Annotated in this window: 16 protein-coding genes and 1 pseudogene; 9 read left to right on the top strand and 8 right to left on the bottom strand. The window is 53.6% G+C overall.

All coding sequences use genetic code 11. From position 1 onward, the window contains the following. Positions 1 to 69 precede the first annotated feature (69 nt). The 3 genes from zntB to dbpA all read left to right on the top strand — a co-directional run bounded on the left by zntB (position 70) and on the right by dbpA (position 2,912). The gene (gene zntB / locus IMQ56_RS15130) at positions 70 to 1,053 is read left to right on the top strand and encodes a zinc transporter ZntB (protein WP_017382256.1); all 984 of its coding nucleotides are present in this window, start codon (positions 70 to 72) and stop codon (positions 1,051 to 1,053) included. 275 nt (positions 1,054 to 1,328) lie between these two features. After that, a complete protein-coding gene (locus IMQ56_RS15125) occupies positions 1,329 to 1,481 on the top strand; it encodes a hypothetical protein (RefSeq protein ID WP_015570430.1) in 153 nt (50 codons plus the stop codon). Between the two features lie 57 nt (positions 1,482 to 1,538). Beyond that, positions 1,539 to 2,912, top strand: coding sequence for an ATP-dependent RNA helicase DbpA (dbpA, locus tag IMQ56_RS15120; protein ID WP_196063946.1), 1,374 nt, complete (start codon positions 1,539 to 1,541; stop codon positions 2,910 to 2,912). Positions 2,913 to 2,955: 43 nt separating this feature from the next. Here dbpA and ttcA read toward each other — a convergent pair whose 3' ends face one another. Further along, a complete protein-coding gene (gene ttcA, locus IMQ56_RS15115) occupies positions 2,956 to 3,891 on the bottom strand; it encodes a tRNA 2-thiocytidine(32) synthetase TtcA (protein WP_196063947.1) in 936 nt (311 codons plus the stop codon). A gap of 49 nt (positions 3,892 to 3,940) precedes the next feature. Next, positions 3,941 to 4,138 (bottom strand): annotated as a pseudogene (locus IMQ56_RS15110) (tyrosine-type recombinase/integrase); the annotation flags it as partial. Positions 4,139 to 4,208: 70 nt separating this feature from the next. Here IMQ56_RS15110 and IMQ56_RS23130 point away from each other — a divergent pair. The 3 genes from IMQ56_RS23130 to IMQ56_RS15100 all read left to right on the top strand — a co-directional run bounded on the left by IMQ56_RS23130 (position 4,209) and on the right by IMQ56_RS15100 (position 5,182). Continuing rightward, positions 4,209 to 4,340 carry a hypothetical protein gene (locus tag IMQ56_RS23130; protein ID WP_017693355.1) on the top strand — a complete coding sequence of 44 codons (132 nt, stop codon included), beginning with the start codon at positions 4,209 to 4,211 and terminating at the stop codon, positions 4,338 to 4,340. A 219-nt stretch (positions 4,341 to 4,559) separates the two neighbouring features. Beyond that, the gene (locus IMQ56_RS15105) at positions 4,560 to 4,757 is read left to right on the top strand and encodes a hypothetical protein (RefSeq protein ID WP_000790642.1); all 198 of its coding nucleotides are present in this window, start codon (positions 4,560 to 4,562) and stop codon (positions 4,755 to 4,757) included. 2 nt (positions 4,758 to 4,759) lie between these two features. Further along, entirely contained in the window at positions 4,760 to 5,182 is a 423-nt protein-coding gene (locus IMQ56_RS15100) for a GFA family protein (protein WP_017382259.1), read from the top strand. A 33-nt stretch (positions 5,183 to 5,215) separates the two neighbouring features. On the opposite strand, the gene ompC is transcribed toward IMQ56_RS15100, so the two are convergent. Both ompC and nifJ read right to left on the bottom strand, forming a co-directional pair. Next, complete coding sequence (gene ompC, locus IMQ56_RS15095; RefSeq protein WP_048219990.1) at positions 5,216 to 6,343, bottom strand: porin OmpC; 1,128 nt, start codon at positions 6,341 to 6,343, stop codon at positions 5,216 to 5,218. A gap of 386 nt (positions 6,344 to 6,729) precedes the next feature. Then, complete coding sequence (gene nifJ, locus IMQ56_RS15090; protein ID WP_017693357.1) at positions 6,730 to 10,254, bottom strand: pyruvate:ferredoxin (flavodoxin) oxidoreductase; 3,525 nt, start codon at positions 10,252 to 10,254, stop codon at positions 6,730 to 6,732. 270 nt (positions 10,255 to 10,524) lie between these two features. On the opposite strand from nifJ, the gene IMQ56_RS15085 reads away from it, so the two are divergent. After that, positions 10,525 to 10,791, top strand: a complete 267-nt coding sequence (locus tag IMQ56_RS15085) for a DUF333 domain-containing protein (RefSeq protein ID WP_003856935.1) — start codon at positions 10,525 to 10,527, stop codon at positions 10,789 to 10,791. Position 10,792: 1 nt separating this feature from the next. Here the strand turns inward: IMQ56_RS15085 and hslJ are convergent, their stop codons facing one another. From hslJ to IMQ56_RS15065, 4 genes are all read right to left on the bottom strand, one after another. Continuing rightward, on the bottom strand, positions 10,793 to 11,230 hold the full coding sequence (hslJ, locus tag IMQ56_RS15080; protein ID WP_196063948.1) for a heat shock protein HslJ: 438 nt from the start codon (positions 11,228 to 11,230) through the stop codon (positions 10,793 to 10,795). Between the two features lie 123 nt (positions 11,231 to 11,353). Further along, positions 11,354 to 11,482, bottom strand: a complete 129-nt coding sequence (locus IMQ56_RS15075) for a DUF2474 domain-containing protein (RefSeq protein WP_017693358.1) — start codon at positions 11,480 to 11,482, stop codon at positions 11,354 to 11,356. Further along, positions 11,482 to 12,492: a cytochrome d ubiquinol oxidase subunit II gene (gene cydB / locus IMQ56_RS15070; RefSeq protein WP_048219994.1), complete on the bottom strand. Its 1,011-nt coding sequence runs from the start codon at positions 12,490 to 12,492 to the stop codon at positions 11,482 to 11,484. The genes IMQ56_RS15075 and cydB overlap by 1 nt, the downstream gene beginning before the upstream one ends. A 5-nt stretch (positions 12,493 to 12,497) precedes the next feature. Then, a complete protein-coding gene (locus IMQ56_RS15065; RefSeq protein WP_040117698.1) occupies positions 12,498 to 13,892 on the bottom strand; it encodes a cytochrome ubiquinol oxidase subunit I in 1,395 nt (464 codons plus the stop codon). Positions 13,893 to 14,285: 393 nt separating this feature from the next. Here IMQ56_RS15065 and IMQ56_RS15060 point away from each other — a divergent pair, with 393 nt between their 5' ends. Together IMQ56_RS15060 and IMQ56_RS15055 are read left to right on the top strand one after the other, a co-directional pair. Continuing rightward, on the top strand, positions 14,286 to 14,474 hold the full coding sequence (locus IMQ56_RS15060) for a hypothetical protein (RefSeq protein ID WP_017693360.1): 189 nt from the start codon (positions 14,286 to 14,288) through the stop codon (positions 14,472 to 14,474). An 82-nt stretch (positions 14,475 to 14,556) separates the two neighbouring features. After that, complete coding sequence (locus IMQ56_RS15055) at positions 14,557 to 15,981, top strand: PLP-dependent aminotransferase family protein (protein WP_032103602.1); 1,425 nt, start codon at positions 14,557 to 14,559, stop codon at positions 15,979 to 15,981. Positions 15,982 to 16,040 lie beyond the last annotated feature (59 nt).

The raw sequence follows: 16,040 nt of genomic DNA, 5'->3' as shown, positions 1-16,040 counted from the left end.
ACATAATTATTGCTTAACCCTCGGCGAAAGCTAGACTGACACCGAAAGAGATAAAACGGTGGAGGCGCTGTGGAGAGCATTAAAGGGTCTGAGGTTAACGTACCTGACGCAGTTTTTGCATGGGTGTTTGATGGACAAGGCGGCGCAAGGCCGCTTGAAGATCAGGATCACATCGACAGCGAACATCCATGCTGGCTGCACCTCAACTACACGCACCCGGACAGCGCAGAGTGGCTCGCGTCCACGCCGCTACTGCCCAACAACGTTCGGGATGCGCTGGCGGGAGAAAGTCTCAGACCCCGCGTCAGCCGCATGGGTGAGGGGACGTTAATTACGCTGCGTTGTATAAACGGCAGTACGGATGAGCGTCCGGATCAGTTGGTGGCAATGCGTGTTTATATGGATGAACGGCTGATTGTTTCCACCCGCCAGAGAAAAGTGCTGGCGCTGGATGACGTCATTAACGATCTGAAAGAGGGCACCGGACCTACGGATTGCGGCAGCTGGCTGGTGGATGTGTGTGATGCGCTGACCGATCATGCCAGCGAGTTTATAGAAGAACTTCACGATAAAATCATCGATCTGGAAGATAACCTGCTCGATCAGCAAATCCCCCCACGTGGTTTTCTGGCGCTGCTGCGTAAGCAGCTCATCGTGATGCGCCGCTATATGACCCCTCAGCGCGACGTTTATGCGCGGCTGGCCAGCGAACGCATGAGCTGGATGAACGACGATCAACGCCGCAGAATGCAGGATATCGCTGACCGGCTCGGACGTGGACTGGACGAGATTGACTCATGTATTGCCAGAACGGCAGTCATGGCGGATGAGATAGCCCAGGTGATGCAGGAGTCGTTAGCCAGGAGAACGTACACCATGTCGTTGATGGCGATGGTCTTTTTACCGAGTACCTTCCTGACGGGGTTGTTTGGCGTAAACCTCGGAGGGATCCCCGGCGGTGAATATCACTATGGCTTCACCACGTTTTGCGTCATGTTAGTGGTTTTGATTGGGGGTGTTGCATGGTGGTTGCATCGTAGTAAATGGCTGTAAATTTACGCTTTTCTGAGGCAGAGTCGGCTTCAAAACGACATTTTAATTGAGCGAAGTCAATAAACTCCGACCATGTTAGGTGCAATATTACTCCCGCAGGTGAATGCAACGTCAAGCGATGGGCGTTGCGCTCCATATTGTCTTACTTCCTTTTTTTGAATTACTGCATAGCACAATTGATTCGTACGACGCCGACTTCATAGTCGGCTTTTTTTTTGCCTCCTGTTTATCTGCGTCTACCCTTTAGGGGTCAGCACCCTAATCTGGAGGAAAAGATGAGTATGCTACTTGCCCTGCAACGCCTCAACACCTGGCAGTCCGATCCGGTGCCCACCGATCCGACGCCGATACCCGATCCTGTCCCACGTCCGCAGCCGATGCCGGATCCGCCGCCCGATGAAGAACCGATTAAATTGTCGCATCGTTAGCGCAGATCTGCGAGGATACGCGCCATCTGACTGCAATCATTACCACGAGAGTATATTGTGACCGCTTTTTCCACGCTGAACGTTCTGCCTGAAGCCCAACTGACTAACCTGAATGAGTTGGGCTATCTCACTATGACCCCTGTCCAGGCCGCCGCGTTGCCGGCTATCCTTGAAGGCCGTGACGTGCGCGTGCAGGCGAAAACCGGCAGTGGAAAAACGGCTGCATTTGGGCTAGGCCTGTTACAACACATTGATGCAACCCTGTTTCAGACCCAGTCCCTGATACTCTGCCCGACGCGCGAGCTGGCCGACCAGGTCGCGGGTGAGCTGCGTCGTCTGGCGCGTTTTTTGCCTAACACTAAAATTTTAACGATCTGCGGCGGGCAACCGTTCGGTGCGCAGCGCGATTCCCTTCAGCACGCGCCGCATATCATTGTGGCAACGCCGGGCCGTCTGCTCGATCACCTGCAAAAAGGCACCGTTTCACTCGATGCACTGCAAACGCTGGTGATGGATGAAGCTGACCGCATGCTGGATATGGGCTTCAGCGATGCGATTGACGAAGTGATCCGCTTTGCCCCAGCCACACGCCAGACGCTGCTCTTTTCTGCCACCTGGCCCGAGGCGATTGCAGCGATCAGCGGGCGCGTGCAGAAGAACCCGCTGACCATTGAAATCGATACTGTCGATGCGTTACCGGCGATTGAGCAGCAGTTCTTCGAGACATCGCAGCAGGGCAAAATTCCACTGCTACAAAAATTGCTGAGCCAACATCAGCCAGCGTCCTGCGTGGTGTTCTGTAATACCAAAAAAGATTGTCAGGCGGTGTGCGATGCTCTGAATGATGCCGGACAGAGCGCATTATCGCTGCATGGCGATCTGGAACAGCGCGATCGCGATCAGACGCTGGTGCGTTTCGCTAACGGCAGCGCACGCGTGCTGGTTGCAACGGATGTGGCGGCCCGTGGCCTGGATATTAAATCGCTTGAGCTGGTGGTGAATTTCGAACTGGCATGGGATCCGGAAGTGCATGTCCACCGCATCGGGCGTACCGCGCGCGCAGGTAACAGTGGTCTCGCCATCAGCTTCTGCGCACCTGAAGAGGCGCAGCGCGCCAATATTCTTGCGGAAATGCTGCAACTGAAACTCAACTGGGTGAATACCCCTGGTAATATCAGCATCGCTCCGCTGGCGGCGGAAATGGCCACCCTGTGCATCGACGGCGGTAAAAAGGCCAAAATGCGTCCCGGTGACGTTCTGGGGGCGTTAACTGGGGATATCGGTCTCGACGGGGCAGATATTGGCAAGATCACGGTCCATCCTGCGCATGTCTACGTAGCGGTTCGCCAGTCGGTTGCGCATAAGGCCTGGAAACAGTTGCAGGGCGGGAAGATTAAAGGGAAGACCTGCCGCGTTCGACTGCTGAAATAAGCTTAAAACGCGTCTCAGAAATGATATCTGAGACGCTGCCAGGTTACTTGACTTCTACCACGTTCAGGCGCAGTTCATCCAATTGCGCATCCTCTTCCTCTGGCTGCCAGCCAGCAGGCTGCATCGGGATCTCTTCGCGGTCAAACGCCAGATCCCCGCCATTCACCACCTCTGAACCGTGGTTAATCCCTTTGAAATCGAACAGTTCAACGTCGGCCAGGTGCGAAGGCACCACGTTCTGCATGGCGCTGAACATGGTTTCGATGCGGCCCGGATAGCGTTTATCCCAGTCACGCAGCATGTCGCCAATGACCTGACGTTGCAGGTTCGGCTGTGAGCCGCACAGATTGCACGGAATGATAGGGAAGGCTTTGGCCTGGGAGAAACGCTCAATGTCTTTCTCGCGGCAGTAGGCGAGTGGGCGGATCACGATGTGTTTGCCGTCGTCGCTCATCAGCTTCGGTGGCATTCCCTTCATTTTACCGCCATAGAACATATTCAGAAACAGCGTTTGCAGAATGTCGTCCCGGTGATGACCAAGCGCAATCTTGGTGGCGCCCAGTTCGGTTGCGGTGCGGTACAGAATGCCGCGACGCAAACGTGAGCAGAGCGAACAGGTCGTTTTGCCCTCAGGGATCTTCTCTTTAACAATGCCGTAGGTATTCTCTTCTACGATTTTGTACTCAACGCCCAGGTTCTCAAGGTACTCCGGCAGGATATGTTCCGGGAAGCCGGGCTGTTTCTGATCGAGGTTAACCGCGACCAGGGAAAAGTTCACCGGTGCGCTTTGCTGTAGATTGCGCAGGATCTCCAGCATGGTGTAGCTGTCTTTACCGCCCGACAGGCAGACCATGATGCGATCGCCTTCTTCAATCATGTTGAAGTCTGCAATGGCTTCGCCCACGTTACGGCGCAGTCGCTTTTGCAGTTTATTCAGGTTGTACTGTTCTTTCTTGTTAATTTCTTGATTTTGTTGCATCTATTCGTTACTCAGATCTCAAATGGGGCACAGGGTGAGGAAAACGATTTCAAAGCGTCAGCTTCGTGTTCATCTCTTCTATCCATGTAGCATAGATTTCATACACCATCTGCGCATTTACGTGCCCCACCTGGTTAGCGATAAAAGACGGGTTTGCGGCTACCGGTAAAAACCAGCATGCGAAAGTGTGTCGTGTATGGTACGGATTGCAGCGCCGAATGCCAGCACGATTTACAAATGAGCTCCACAGGAGAAGTTTGGTTAAGACTGAAGGGTTGTCTACACTTACAGCTTACGCAGTAAAAACGGAGGTGAAAATGACTGACCGTCCCGTTAATGGTGACCATCCTGATTATAATCCCAGCCCGGATAACCCGGACAAGGATGGAAAAAAACCGAAAGATGATCCTGGCTCAGCGCCTGAATCAGGCGATAAAGATCCAGAGTAATGACCTGCCGCCTTTTCGAAGGCGGTTTTAACACCCATTCGGCCTCTCTATGCGCACCGCTATTCATGTTGTCCTCTTCAACGTTGTCTGATAACCGCTCAGAACCCCTACTGTTTTGCCTGGCGAACAGCTGAGATAAAGCACGGATCTCATTCCCGCGTACCAGCGCGTTTTACATTTCTCCTGCTACGCTTTTGAGGGGGACAAGGGAGCGCTTCTATGAAAAATAAAGACGAGCAGACAGGATTAGTTGGGCTGGCGATTGGTGCCGCCGTTATCGGGCTGGTTTCATCCCAGAAGATCATCAACCGTGAAAGTATTGTCGCTGAGCTGGTAAGGCTCGGCAGGCAGAAGGGGGATGGTGTCGAAGATGAGGTCTTTTTAAAAGCGGCTGAGTTAGTGAGAAAAGGAGTATAACGATGGCTGACATTCGTCATGCACAGTGTCATTGTGGGGCGGTGAAATTTACGGTTGAGCTGTCGGACGGCCTGAATACCGCTCGTCGATGTAGCTGCTCGTTTTGCAGGATGCGTGGGGCGGTAGTGGTTTCAGCGCCTTTGACGGGCATTAAGGTGACGCAGGGCGCGGACACGCTCACAGAGTACCGTTTCAACACCGGCACGGCGCGCCATTTCTTCTGTTCGATTTGCGGTATTTACACGTTCCACCAACGACGTTCCAATCCCAATGAATATGGTGTGAATGTCGCCTGTCTGGAAAATGTCACGCCATTCGACTTCCCGGAAGTGGCGGTAATGGATGGAGTAAATCACCCTATGGATGGCGACAGCGGGGTAATTGGTTATCTCTCTTTTCGCAAAGAACAGGCGAAACAGCGATAAAATTAGCCCGCAGATCGCTGCGGGCTAACGGGATTAGAACTGGTAAACCAGACCTAACGCTACGATGTCATCCGTACCGATACCATTGTTTTTGTAGAACGAATCATCTTCATCCAGCAGGTTGATTTTATAATCAACATAGGTGGACATGTTTTTGTTGAAATAGTAGGTAGCACCGACGTCAGCGTATTTCACCAGATCTTTATCGTCCTGGCCATTGCCCAGGTCTTTACCTTTGGACTGTAAATAGGAAATAGCCGGACGCAGACCGAAATCGAACTGATATTGTGCGGTGACTTCAAAGTTCTGGGTTTTGTTTGCCACCGCATCTGCATTGTCGCCGTACGGCGTCATATTGCGGGTTTCGGAATACATTGCCGCCAGATAAATGTTGTTGGCATCGTATTTCAGACCTGCGGTCCATGCATCCGCAGTATCGCCGCCGGCGGTAGTGTAATTTACCTGATCGTTGGTACGGTCAGATGAAGTAAATGCTGCACCTGCGCTGAAGCCCATGCCGAAATCGTAGGTTGCGGATATACCGTAACCGTCACCATTTTCATGACGTGTATCACGACCGTTGTTGGTCCCTTCATTGGTAGAGCAGAAATTCTCGTCGCAGTTATTACCTTCATTATTACCCTGATACTGCACCGCGAAGTTCAGACCCTGCACCAGACCAAAGAAGTCGGTGTTACGGTAGGTAGCCACGCCGTTTGCACGACCGGTCATAAAGTTATCGGCATAAGTATAAGAGTCGCCACCAAATTCTGGCAGCATATCGGTCCAGCCTTCAACGTCGTACAGGACGCCATAGTTACGGCCGTAATCGAAGGAGCCGTAATCGCCCACCTTCACACCCGCGAAGGCCAGACGCGTCCAGGACTGATTGTCAGAACCTTCGGTGTTGTTTGCCTGAATGTTGTATTCCCATTGTGCGAAGCCGGTCATCATGTCGTTGATTTGGGTTTCACCTTTAAAGCCCAGTCGCATATAGGTTTGATCGCCATCTTTAGACGCGTCGTCAGAGAAATAATGCAGACCATCTACTTTGCCATACAGATCCAGTTTATTGCCGTCTTTATTATAAATTTCAGCTGCGTGAGCGGCGCCAGCCATTAACAAAGCGGGGATCATCAGTGCCAGTACTTTTCTTTGCATTTTGATTATTCCTTTGCAGTTATTTTTTTATTACTTCGTGAACTTTCCGGGCTGGAAAGCTGTCCCATGCTAAATCACTCTGACGGCGGATGAATAAAATATAATTGTTACGGGTTAAGTAAAATCTAAACTAAATGATGCGGTAGAAATAACGATTGATGCCATGAATGAATTATTATAATCAATACAAAATAAAAATTATTAATTACGTGGAAAACAAGGTAACCTTCACGCCGTTATATGCCTTTAAGATTTTTTCATCCATAATTCACGTGAATATTGTTCAGAACATTGAGGCAATTTTCACCGATCTTCTGGATTCGCCCGGTGCACGTGCATCGGGCTTTTTTTGGCAAAAAAATGCCCGGACATGCCGGGCATACAGGTTATTCGCTGGTCGATTTTTCGGCTTTCCCCGCCAGTTGCGCCAGGAAGTCATACCGCTTCTGTAGATCCGCTGCCGCATCCTTCCATAGCTGCTCTGCCACTTCTGGCTGTTGAGCGTTCAGCCTGCGGAAACGCTGCTCCTGAAGTAAGGTTTCGGCAAGGGCGTCTGACGGCGGACGCGAATCCAGCGCCAGCGGCAATTTCCCTTCATCGGCACGGCGCGGGTCGAAGCGGTACAGTGGCCAGAAGCCGGTTGCGGTGAGCTGACGCATCTGGTCGTGGCTGAGCGCCAGATCGTAGCCATGCTCCTCACACGGACTGTAGGCGATAATCAGCGACGGCCCTGGATACGCTTCCGCTTCCTGAATGGCTTTCACCGTCTGGTTGAGCTGCGCCCCCAGCGAAATCTGCGCGACGTAGACGTGTCCATACATCATCATGCTGACGCCCAAATCTTTACGCGCCTTGCGCTTGCCGTGCTCACCAAATTTCGTGACCGCCCCCAATGGCGTTGCTTTCGAGGCCTGTCCGCCGGTGTTGGAATAGCACTGAGTATCGAGCACCAAAATATTGACGTTTTCGGTCAGGCTCAGGACATGGTCAAGACCACCGAAACCAATATCGTAGGCCCACCCGTCGCCGCCGATCAGCCAGACAGATTTTTCAACCAGCGCGTCAGCATCAGTGAGGAGTTGTTCAGCCCCTTCAACACCCTGAAGCGCGTTGCGCAGTTCAGCAACCTGCGCGCGACGAACGTCAGGTGTGGCCTCCGCATGCAGGGCATCATTCAGTTCTGCCGGGATCTTATCGGCAAACTGTGCGAGCAGACGCATTACGCGGGCGCGGTGCTGATCGACCGTCAGACGGAATCCCAGACCAAATTCTGCGTTGTCCTCGAAAAGCGAGTTTGCCCACGCCGGGCCGCGACCGTTCGCGTCGGTGGTGTATGGCGTGGACGGCAGGTTACCCCCGTAGATCGACGAGCAGCCCGTCGCGTTGGCAATCAGCATTCGGTCACCGTAAAGCTGAGTGAGCAGTTTGATATACGGTGTTTCGCCGCAGCCGGAGCACGCCCCGGAGTACTCGAAGAGCGGGGTGATGAGCTGCGAGGTACGAATGTCAATGCGTTCCAGCTTGTTGCGATCGATTTCGGGCAGGTCGAGGAAGAAATCATAATTCACTTTCTCTTCTTCAACATGTTCAAGACGCGACATCATATTGATGGCTTTGATTGACGGGTCCTGACGATCTTTCGCCGGGCACACCTCAACGCACAGGTTACAGCCGGTACAGTCTTCCGGCGCCACCTGTAGGACATATTTCTGACCACGCATATCGCGGGATTTTACATCCAGCGAGTGCAAACTTTCCGGCGCGCCATCTAACGCTTCTGGCGACACCACTTTGGCGCGAATGGCCGAGTGCGGGCAGGCCGCCACGCAGTGGTTGCACTGGGTGCACAGCTCTTCTTTCCAGATGGGAATCGCTTCGGCAATGTTGCGTTTTTCCCAGCGGGTCGTGCCCATCGGCCAGGTTCCGTCAGGCGGAAGCGCAGAGACGGGAAGGGTGTCGCCCAGTCCGGCAAGCATCGCCGCCGTGACGGTTTTGACGAAATCCGGGGCGGCGTCAGACACCACTGGCGGCCGGTTCGGACTGCTGGCATTGACCGGCTGCAACGGCACCGCGAACAGCGATTCGCGGGCCAGCGCCAGCGCCTGCCAGTTGCGCTCAACCAGTTCCTGACCTTTGCTGCTGTAGCTTTTGGCGATTGCACCCTGAAGCTCCATCAGCGCGCTGTCGCCCGGCAGAATATTGGTCAGGTGGAAGAACGCCATCTGCATAACCGTATTGATGCGCGCCGCCAGGCCGCATTCGCGGGCGATCTTCGCGGCGTTAATGACATACAGGCGCGCCTGTTTCTGGTTAAGCACCGCCTGCACTTCCTGGGGCAGGCGTGCCCAGACCTCGTCGGCGCTGTAAGGGGTGTTGATCAGGAAAATACCGCCGGGCTTCAGGCGCTCGGCCATCTGATATTTATCAATGAACTGGAGCTGGTGACAGCCAACAAAATCCGCCTGAGAAATCAGGTATGCCGAGCGGATCGGGTGTTCGCTGACGCGCAGGTGGGAGACGGTCAGTCCGCCCGCTTTTTTGGAGTCATAGACGAAATACCCTTGCGCATACCACGGCGTAGAGTTGCCGATAATTTTGATGTTGTTCTTGGTTGCCGAGACGCTGCCGTCGCTACCCAGACCGTAGAACAGCGCTTCCAGTTTCGCAGTCGAGGGCAGGGTGTTTTCCGGCAAGGGCAGAGAAAGGTTAGTCACGTCATCATAAATGCCGACCGTAAAGCGCGGCTTCGGTTTTGCCTCGCGGAGTTCAGCAAATACCGCCAGGACGCACTCCGGTCCGAACTCTTTGGAAGACAATCCATAACGCCCGCCAATGACGCGCGGCAGCGTTTCGCGCTCACCGCGGTTAAACGCCTCAGCCAGAGCGGTCATCACATCCAGATAAAGTGGCTCAGCCTGTGCGCCAGGCTCTTTGGTGCGGTCCAGTACCGCCACTGCACGCGCGCTGTCCGGCAGGGCTGCGAGCAGGTGTTTCGCTGAGAAGGGACGGTAGAGGCGAACTTTGAGCACGCCAACTTTTTCACCACGCGTCAATAGCTCATCAACCACCTCTTCACAGGTGCCAATGGCGGAGCCCATCAGGACGATCACGCGCTCGGCCTGCGGATGACCGTAATATTCAAACGGCTTATATTCGCGGCCCGTCGCAGCGGCAAAATCGTCCATCGCCTGTTCAACGTGTTCATAGACCGCGTTGTACCACGGGTTTGTCGCCTCGCGGGACTGGAAATAGGTATCCGGGTTCGCAGAGGTACCCCGGATCACCGGATGTTCCGGATTGAGGGCGCGAGCGCGATGCGCATCGATGTCAGCCTGCGGCAGCAGATTAAGAATAGTGTCGTCCGGTAGCGGAACGATTTTATTGATCTCGTGGGACGTACGGAAACCATCGAAGAAATGAATAAATGGCACTCGGCTTTTCAGCGTGGCGATATGCGAAATCAGCGCGAAGTCCTGCGCTTCCTGCACGCTGCTGGCGCAGAGCATAGCGCAGCCGGTCTGACGCACGGCCATCACATCTGAGTGGTCGCCAAAAATAGAGAGAGCGTGAGTGGCTACGGTGCGTGCGGCAACGTGCAACACAAACGGCGTTAATTGCCCTGCCAGCTTGTAAAGCGTGGGGATCATCAACAGCAGCCCCTGAGACGACGTGAACGAGGTCGACAGGGCACCGGTCTGCAACGCACCATGCACGGTGGCAATGGCACCGGCTTCGGACTGCATCTCTACAACCCGCGGGACATCGCCCCAGACGTTTTTTATCCCATTACCAGCCCAGGCGTCAGCCTGTTCAGCCATCGTGGAGCTGGGAGTGATGGGGTAGATGGCGATCACTTCGCTGGTACGAAACGCAACAGACGCGACTGCACCATTGCCGTCAATAGTTTGCATAGGACAACACCCTTACATTGCGCAAAAAGAGGGGCCTGAAAAACGACGACAGACCCTGAATATTATCTGTGTATTTTAGCAAAGCTCAGGTTTTACGATTTTCGCTTTTGTGTCCTTGGTATGCGCTGTATCAATGACTCGATGGCTACTCGCGTTAAAAAATTGCGAGAAATTGTTACCAGGGCGCATAAATACGCACATCCGCTCTCGACGATGCGGCGCGTGATGCCTATTATGCATAGGTTTCGCGTTAATTATGGGGAGGAAGGTATGCGTTCAGCATTTTGGGTCGGATGTGCCGCGTTACTGTTGTCGGCATGCAGCAATGAACCTGTACAGCAGGCGACAGCGGCACACGTTACGCCAGGTATGCGGGCGGCTATGTCCAGTTCAGGTCAGGCCAACTGCGCAATGATCGGCGGTTCACTCTCCGTTGCCCGTCAGCTCGATGGCTCCGCCATCGGCATGTGCGCATTGCCAAATGGCAAACGCTGTAGTGAGCAGTCGCTTGCCGTAGGTTCGTGCGGAAGCTACTGAGTTATTCAACTCGCTTAAACATCAATGTTTTATTGGCTGTCGCCAGGGTTAACTGGTCTTCGGTCAGGTCTACCTGTGCGCCTGTGCGTAGCATATCGGCGATGGTCTGATCCAGTTCATTTAGCTGCGGCTCGGTGCAGAGTTTCCGCGTCATTGCCAGCGTTTTGACCGTCAACTCTCCTTCGGACAGTTTCCCCTGGCCGTTGAAGCCGTTGCACAATGTGCCGGAGACGACAATGTTGTTAATCAGGCTGATATTGGGTTGCGCACTGAAGCGAATTTCAGGCTGGGTTTTCCCGCCTTTAACCGCTTTGCCATCCACATTTTCCAGAACGAAACGATGATTCTCTAGCTGTTCGGTCTGAACGGAGGCTTTACCAGGATTAACGCATCCAGCCAGTGCGAGGCTGATTAAACTTACTGCCGCGAGCTTTTTCATTTTTTTTCTCAAACTATCAATACCGTAAATATTTTTTCAGTGTAACCATACCCTCCTGAGTGTTAATGGGGTTTATCTGAAAGTGCGGGAAGGGACCGGGCGGCGGCGCACCCGGTCAGTGAGTTAGTGCGATTTAAATCCGGCTGCGGCCATCAGCATTTTAAAGAGCATACTTACGCAGGCCAGCGCCAGGACGCTGCCGCCCCAGATGATGGCAAGCCACATCAAACGTTTCCATACAGGTTGTTGCATCAGTGATAACCCTCCCCATGCTGTACTTTTCCGCGAAAAACGTAATAACTCCAGAAGGTGTAGACCAGAATCACGGGAATGATCAACAGTGCACCCACTAACATAAAGCCCTGGCTTTGGGCTGGCGCAGCGGCCTGCCAGAGGGTAATGCCCGGCGGGATGATATGCGGCCAGATGCTGATCCCAAGCCCGCTAAACCCAAGAAAAACCAGCCCTAATGTCATGATAAACGGCAGAGTATGGCTCGCAGGATCGTTCAGGCAGCGCCACTGGCACAGACTCAGGATCGCAACCAGCGCAGGCACGGGCAGCAGATAAAACAGATTCGGCAGCGTAAACCAGCGCGCAGCAATAGCTGGTTGGGCGAGAGGGGTCCAGATACTGATTACTGCAATGAATACCAGAAGCAGGAGCAGAAGCACTTTCGATACCTGACGCATCCGCTGTTGCAGGGCATTTTCGCTTTTCATTACCAGCCACGTTGAACCTAGCAGCGCGTAAGCCACTACAAGACCCGCACCGCAGAAAAAATTGAACGCGGTAAACCAGTCAAACGGACCACCGCTGTAAGCGCGACCAGTGACGCTGAACCCATGGATGACCGCGCCGACGGTGATGCCCTGGCTAAAGGTCGCCACAATTGATCCGCCAATAAAGGCCTTATCCCAGAACGGGCGGTGCGCCGGAGTGGCCTTGAAGCGAAATTCGAAGGCGACGCCACGAAATATAAGCCCGATCAGCATTATTGTCAGTGGAATGGTTAGCGCGTCGATGATAACCGCATAGGCGAGAGGAAAGGCGCCAAACAGGGCCGCACCGCCAAGCACCAGCCAGGTTTCGTTGCCATCCCAGACGGGAGCCACGCTATTGACCATCACGTCGCGGTCGTCCGCATTCGGCGTTGCCGGAAACAGGATGCCTATCCCCAGATCAAAACCGTCCATCACGATATACATCAACGTGGCGAAAACGATAATCACGAACCAGATAATGGAAAGATCGATACCCATTACGGTTACTCCTTGAATTCAGTGGTGACGGCAGAAAGCGGACGAGCAGGGCGGCCATCGGATTCAGTCGCGAAGGATTCATGGGGCTGCGGCCCTTTTTTAATCAGACGCACCATATAGCTGTAACCCACGCCGAATACCGCGGTATAAACCACGAAGAAGGCCAGCAAACTGACGCTCATGTGCAGATCGCCATGCGCGGAAACCGCATCCTTTGTACGCTGTAGACCATAGACGACCCAGGGCTGGCGGCCGACCTCCGTTGTTACCCATCCGGCGAGGATCGCGATCAGCCCGGACGGCCCCATCAGCAGGGCAAACCACAGGAAGGAACGTAAGGTATAAAGGCGCTGTTTATAACGCAGCCAGATTGCCGTCACGCCCAGGAGCAGCATCAACATTCCCAGGCCGGCCATGATGCGGAAAGACCAGAAGACAATGGTGGCGTTCGGGCGATCTTCTTTTGGGAACTCCTTCAATGCCGGAACCTGTTTATCAAGACTGTGGGTCAGGATCAGGCTGCCGAGAGCGGGAATTTCCAGGCCAAAACGGGTCCGTTCCTGCTCCATATCCGGCCAGCCAAATAGCAGCAGTGGGGTAGGCTCACCCGGCGGATTCTCCCAGTGGCCTTCTATGGCGGCTATTTTCGCTGGCTGGTGTTTTAAGGTGTTAAGCCCGTGCATATCACCCACCAGCGCCTGGACGGGTGCCACGATCAACGTCATCCACAACGCCATGGAAAACATGGTGCGAATAGCGGGCGTATTGTTTCCGCGCAGCAAATGCCAGGCCGCGGAGGCACCGACAAACAGCGCGCTGCTGAGAAATGCCGCTATCGACATGTGCAGCAGGCGGTAAGGGAAGGAGGGGTTAAATACCACGGCAAACCAGTCCACCGGAACGACCTGACCGTTGATGATTTCATACCCTTGCGGTGTCTGCATCCAGCTGTTTGACGAGAGGATCCAGAACGTAGACATGAGGGTCCCCAGTGCGACCATGCAGGTCGAAAAGAAGTGCAGCCCTGGCCCGACCTTATTCCAGCCAAACAACATTACCCCGAGGAACCCCGCCTCAAGGAAGAACGCGGTAAGCACTTCATAGGTCAGCAGGGGGCCGGTAATACTGCCCGCGAACTGCGAAAACCCACTCCAGTTAGTGCCAAACTGATAAGCCATCACCAGGCCGGAAACCACGCCCATCCCAAAGTTGACGGCGAAGATCTTCGACCAGAAATGGTACAGCGAGCGCCAGACGGGATTTTTTGTTTTCAACCACAGCCCTTCCAGCACGGCGAGATAGCTCGCCAGGCCAATGGTTATCGCCGGAAAAATAATATGAAAGGATACGGTAAAGGCGAACTGTATTCGCGCAAGATGAAACGCATCTAAACCAAACATGCACTGCCTCAATGTTAAACGGTGTACTGTTATGATAGAGAGGCGGCAAATGAGATATCAGAAGCAGAAATCGATAATTTATCTATAACAGTTGTGGAAAAAGCTGAACTTTATCTGGCTGATATAGGTAACAAGGAAGAATAAAAAATTTCTTTTTATGATTTTTACGCATTAAACAGCTTGCTTTGTCGCCAGCAACATGCGTTAATGGATTTCTGGTTTTGAATCCAAATAAATATCTGACGTAGTTTTATAAAGCAGTTCTCATCACGTTGTGCCTCTCCGCAGCCTCTCTTGGGTCTTTATCTACATTCCGATTAGTTTTGTATCGAACCATTTATTGCCTGATCGGCTCATGAGTAATTTACGTTTTTACGTTTACAGGAGAATCCTATGACTTCTTATATCCATTTCCGCTGCCCATGCTGTCATGGCTCGCAGTACCGCACCTCAGCTTTTGATGTGTCTGACAAAAATCCGTTCGGCGCGAAATGCATTTTCTGCAAATCGTCGATGATCACGCTCGACCACCTGGCCGCAGCGCGTTCTGCTCAGAATCACATTACAGAGTACCGCAAGTAATCTGCCGCGTTTCCTATAACAGTTAGCAAAATCTTCTCTTTTTCTCCTGCTGATATACACTGTCAGCAATAAGGAGAATCTGATGAAAAAATACCAGCGTCTGGCGCAACAAATTATCTCGCAGATTGAGCTTGGCGTATGGTTGCCGGGCGATAAGCTGCCTTCTCTGCGAGAGCAGGTGGCAAGCAGCGGCATGAGTTTTATGACCGTGGGCCACGCGTATCAGATGCTGGAAAGTCAGGGGCGCATTGTTGCCAGACCGCAGTCAGGCTATTACGTTGCCGCCCGCCCGATCACACACCAGCCTGCACCGCCCGCGCAGGTGATGCGCGATGAAGTGGTCGACATCAACACCTATATTTTCGACGTGCTACAGGCCAGCCGCGACCCCTCCGTTGTCCCTTTTGCCTCGGCGTTTCCCGATCCGCGCCTTTTCCCGCTTCAGCAACTCAACCGATCGCTGGCTAACGTCAGCAAAACGGCTACCGCCATGAGCGTGATTGAAAACCTGCCGCCGGGTAACGTCGACTTACGTCATGCCATTGCCCGTCGCTACGCTCAGCAGGGAATGAATATCTCCCCGGATGAAATTGTGATCACCGCGGGCGCGCTTGAGGCGCTCAACCTCAGTTTGCAGGCTGTGACTGAACCAGGGGACTGGGTTATCGTTGAAAACCCCTGTTTTTATGGCGCACTCCAGGCGCTTGAACGTCTGAAACTGAAAGCGCTGTCGGTTGCCACTGACGTGCGTGAGGGCATCGATCTCAGTGCCCTTGAGCAGGCGTTAAATGATTATCCGGTGAAAGCCTGCTGGCTGATGACCAACAGTCAGAACCCGCTCGGCTTCACGCTGAGTGCAGAGAAGAAAGCTCAGCTGGTGGCCTTACTCACCCGGCATAACGTCACGCTGATTGAAGACGATGTTTACAGCGAACTCTACTTTGGCCGCGAAAAGCCGCTTCCGGCAAAGGCCTGGGATAAGCAGGATATGACGTTGCACTGCTCCTCATTCTCCAAGTGCCTGGTGGCCGGTTTCCGTATTGGCTGGGTGGCGGCGGGAAAACATGCGCGCCGTATTCAGCAGTTGCAGCTGATGAGTACGTTGTCCACCAGCTCTCCCATGCAACTGGCGCTGGTGGATTACCTGGCGACCAAACGTTACGACGCCCACCTTCGTCGCCTGCGACGCACGCTTGCTGAACGCAAACAGCAGGCCTGGCAATCGCTTTTGCGTCATATGCCTGCTGGTGTCAAAATCCATCACAACGACAGCGGCTATTTTTTATGGCTGGAACTGCCTGAACAGCTGGATGCGGGGCGGTTGAGCGAGAAGGCGCTAACCCATCAAATCAGCATTGCGCCCGGCAAGATGTTTTCCACCTCCAATATCTGGACACCGTTTTTCCGTTTCAATACCTCATGGGGCTGGGGCGAGCGGGAAGAGCAGGCGGTCATCCAGCTGGCGGGGTTAATCCGCGAAATGATGCTGCACCCAGTCACACCTTGATGAAAATTCCTGAAGCGACATAACGCGCAGTCTACCTTTAGTAAGGGAGCGCGGATTGG

Origin of the sequence: Enterobacter sp. Res13-Sevr-PEC09-46, assembly GCF_015672585.1 — a bacterium.
Lineage (GTDB): Bacteria > Pseudomonadota > Gammaproteobacteria > Enterobacterales > Enterobacteriaceae > Enterobacter > Enterobacter hormaechei_C.
Note: the sequence above shows the minus strand (reverse complement) of the source record. Positions and strands in the feature narration are given on the sequence as shown.